The organism is Butyricicoccus sp., assembly GCF_050872565.1.
GTDB lineage: Bacteria > Bacillota > Clostridia > Oscillospirales > Butyricicoccaceae > Butyricicoccus_A.
The window spans coordinates 1-3,065 of sequence record NZ_JBNMHC010000280.1 but is presented as its reverse complement, the minus strand read 5'-3'; the positions used below and the strand labels follow the sequence as shown (position 1 = coordinate 3,065).

Annotated in this window: 3 protein-coding genes and 1 pseudogene; 1 reads left to right on the top strand and 3 read right to left on the bottom strand. The window is 51.4% G+C overall.

Annotated elements, in window-relative coordinates; genetic code table 11:
* From porA to ACR0P9_RS10040, 3 genes and pseudogenes are all read right to left on the bottom strand, one after another.
* Window positions 1-791 (bottom strand): annotated as a pseudogene (gene porA / locus ACR0P9_RS10050) (pyruvate ferredoxin oxidoreductase); the annotation flags it as partial.
* A 3-nt stretch (window positions 792-794) separates the two neighbouring features.
* On the bottom strand, window positions 795-1,097 hold the full coding sequence (locus tag ACR0P9_RS10045; RefSeq protein ID WP_432619753.1) for a 4Fe-4S binding protein: 303 nt from the start codon (window positions 1,095-1,097) through the stop codon (window positions 795-797).
* A complete protein-coding gene (locus ACR0P9_RS10040) occupies window positions 1,094-1,672 on the bottom strand; it encodes a 2-oxoacid:acceptor oxidoreductase family protein (RefSeq protein WP_418234570.1) in 579 nt (192 codons plus the stop codon). The genes ACR0P9_RS10045 and ACR0P9_RS10040 overlap by 4 nt, the downstream gene beginning before the upstream one ends.
* A 536-nt stretch (window positions 1,673-2,208) precedes the next feature.
* Between ACR0P9_RS10040 and ACR0P9_RS10035 the strand changes: the two genes are divergently transcribed.
* On the top strand, window positions 2,209-3,065 hold an 857-nt coding region (locus ACR0P9_RS10035), incomplete at its 3' end, for an AI-2E family transporter (protein ID WP_432619751.1).

Below are 3,065 nucleotides of genomic sequence, written 5' to 3'. Positions count from 1 at the left end.
GTCTCTGCGTCTTCCATCTTGTATGCTTCAAAGAAGCCGTAGTAACGACCGGTGATGTCGCCGAACTTCTTGCCGACTTCCAGAATGACCTTCTTGGCATTCTTCATGGCGTTTGCCTGAGCAACTTTTGCCTCCATGTAGTACGGAGAGATACCATACGGGCCGACAGCCAGCGGATTCTCATGCTTGAGCAGGTAGTTTTCCGGATTGTAGGTGCCGACAAAGTTCTTTACCATCTCATCGGTTTCCAGCTCGATGTTTTCTACCGCGTGAGAGGTGATGAAACCGTCCTGACATGCCATGATCGGCAGACGAACGTCCGGGTTCTCACTGATCGGCATACACTGGATGTAGTTGTCGTATGCCTCTTGGTTGTTCTCTGCGAACAGCTGAATCCAGCCGGCATCGCGGGCACCCATCGCATCGGAATGGTCGTTGTTGATGTTGATCGGGCCGGTCAGGGCACGAGTTACCAGTGCCAGCGTGATCGGCAGACGAGCGGAAGCGGCAACGTACAGCAGCTCCCACATCAGAGCCAGACCGCAGGAAGATGTTGCGGTGATGGCACGTGCACCGGCAGCAGCGGCGCCGATACAGGTGGACATGGAGGAGTGCTCCGACTCAACCGTGACATATTCGGTGTCAACCTCGCCGTTTGCCACGTACTGGGCAAAATACTGCGGGATTTCTGTGGACGGGGTGATCGGGAAAGCACCCATAACATCCGGATTGATCTGCTTCATAGCATAGGCAACGGCTTCGTTGCCGGACAGTCTTTCACGAATCGACATGGATTACTTCTCCTCCTTTCCAAAAGAAATAGCCTGGAACGGACATACCTTATAGCAGATGCCGCATCCCTTACAATGGTCAAAATCAAAGTCCTGACGCTTGCCGCCGACAACCGGAATCGAGGAATCCGGGCAGTACGGTGCGCACAGCAGACACTGCTTGCACTTGGTTGCGTCCCACTTCGGCGCCATGGTGCGCCATTCACCGGTGATGGTCATGGATGCCGTAGCCGGTTCGTAAATTTCACAGCCAGGGGTCAGCTCCTGCCACTTGGACTGCTCGTTAATATCTTTCGCGTGAATCATCCTTCTTGCACCTCTTCCATAGACTGGGTAAGCACGGTCATGTTGCCTGCGATGACCTGCGGCTTGGTCGCAAACTTGTGTTTAAACGATGCTTCCATGTTGGTAACGAACTGTTCCGGATCGACAACGCCGGAAACCTTGACGGTAGCAGCCAGCATCGGGGTGTTCGGGAAGTTCTTGCCCAGAACTTCTTCCGAGATGCGGCGGGCGTCGATGGTGCAGACGCGGCCCTCGTAGTGACCCAGCTCCTTGCGGACTTCAGCTGGTGTCTTCGGGGTGTTGACGATGATTGCACCCTTCGGGTTCAGACCCTTGAGCACATCAACGGTTTCAATCAGGCTCTCGTCTACGACAACGACGTAGTCCGGGTCGTAAATATTGGAATGTACGGTGCAGCGGGTGTCACTGATGCGGTTGTACGCCGTGATCGGTGCACCCATGCGCTCCGGACCATATTCCGGAAAACCCTGTACATACTTGCCAGAGCTGAATGCAGCGTCTGCGAGCAGGAGACAGGCGGTCTTTGCGCCCTGTCCGCCGCGGCCGTGCCAGCGGATCTCGACAATATCTTTCATGTGTAACTCCTCCATCCATCGTGTTCAGCGAAAGAATTTCGTAAATTGATTTCAAATAAGAAATAAAAAAAGCTCTCATCCGTAAAAGGACGAGAGCATATTTGCTTCGTTGTACCACCTGTTACTGCATACTGACATATGCGCTTCCGATAACGGGGAAAACCGGCATAAACCTACTGGGAAACAAATCGGTTCGGTCTGCGACTCAGGAGTGATATTCGGACTGCATGTACTGGTGTCGGGCTTACACTGTCCCCGATTCGCTGAGAAGTTCCATACAGACGTACTGTCTCCATCGCTGTCTTTCGATCAGGATATTTTATTTACTCTTTTAGTATAGGCGGACACAACCCCAAAAGCAATGGAAATTGTGCACAAAAACACCAAAATTTTATTTTGCGGATTATACGAAAGCGCAGGGGGTTCGTGCACGTGGAAATTTTTTGTTAAAATATCTTCATTGTCCGTTGACTTCAAGGGAAATCTGCTACAATATAGAGGAATAGTGAAAAGCACGACAGGAGAGGAGTTTTCCCGTGAAAAAAGCCATACAAAAATACATCGGCTGGGGCGCAACGATAGTCATTACCGGCGCTGTGACGATTGCGATATTCTTTTGTATTTTCAAATTCGACGGACTGGCGGCCGGCATCGGCAAGCTGGTCAATATTCTTATGCCGATTATTATCGGCATCGGTATTGCCTATGTGCTGTCCTCGCCTTATGATTGGCTGCGGCACAAATATATGCGTCTGCTGGCGCGCACGTTTCGCTGGCGCGGCAGGAAAGCTGTGCGCTGTGCCGGAATCTTTGCCATGCTCACGACATTTCTCGGCGCGGCGGCGATTATCGGCGGTCTGCTCGCGCTGATTATCCCGCAGCTGATTTCCAGCGTGGCGGGCTTGGCGGCAACTCTGCCGAGCAATATGATGCACTTATCGCGCACCGTGCAGGATCTGGTCGTTCAGTATTATCCGAGCGGAGAGGAAACCGTCATGAACGCCTATGCGCAGGCGGTCAGCTACATGGAAGAATTTATTCAAAGCTCGTTTACCCCGTCTGTGGATGTACTTAACTATGTATCCGTTGGTGTTATGAATACGGTGACGATGTTTAAAAACATCTTTATCGGCATCATCGTTGCGATTTATCTGCTGGCGGGCAAAGAAAACTTTATCCGCCAGATCATTCGCTGCATTTATGCAGTGTTCGGCAAAAAATGGGGCAATATGATGGTAGAGTACGGCCGATTTGCCAATCAGGCATTTACCGGCTTTATCACCGGCAAGCTGCTCGATTCGTTCATCATCTTTTTGATTTCCGTTGTGATTCTCAATATCATGAACATGCCGTTTGCGATGCTGGTCAGCGTGATTATCGGCGTGACCAATAT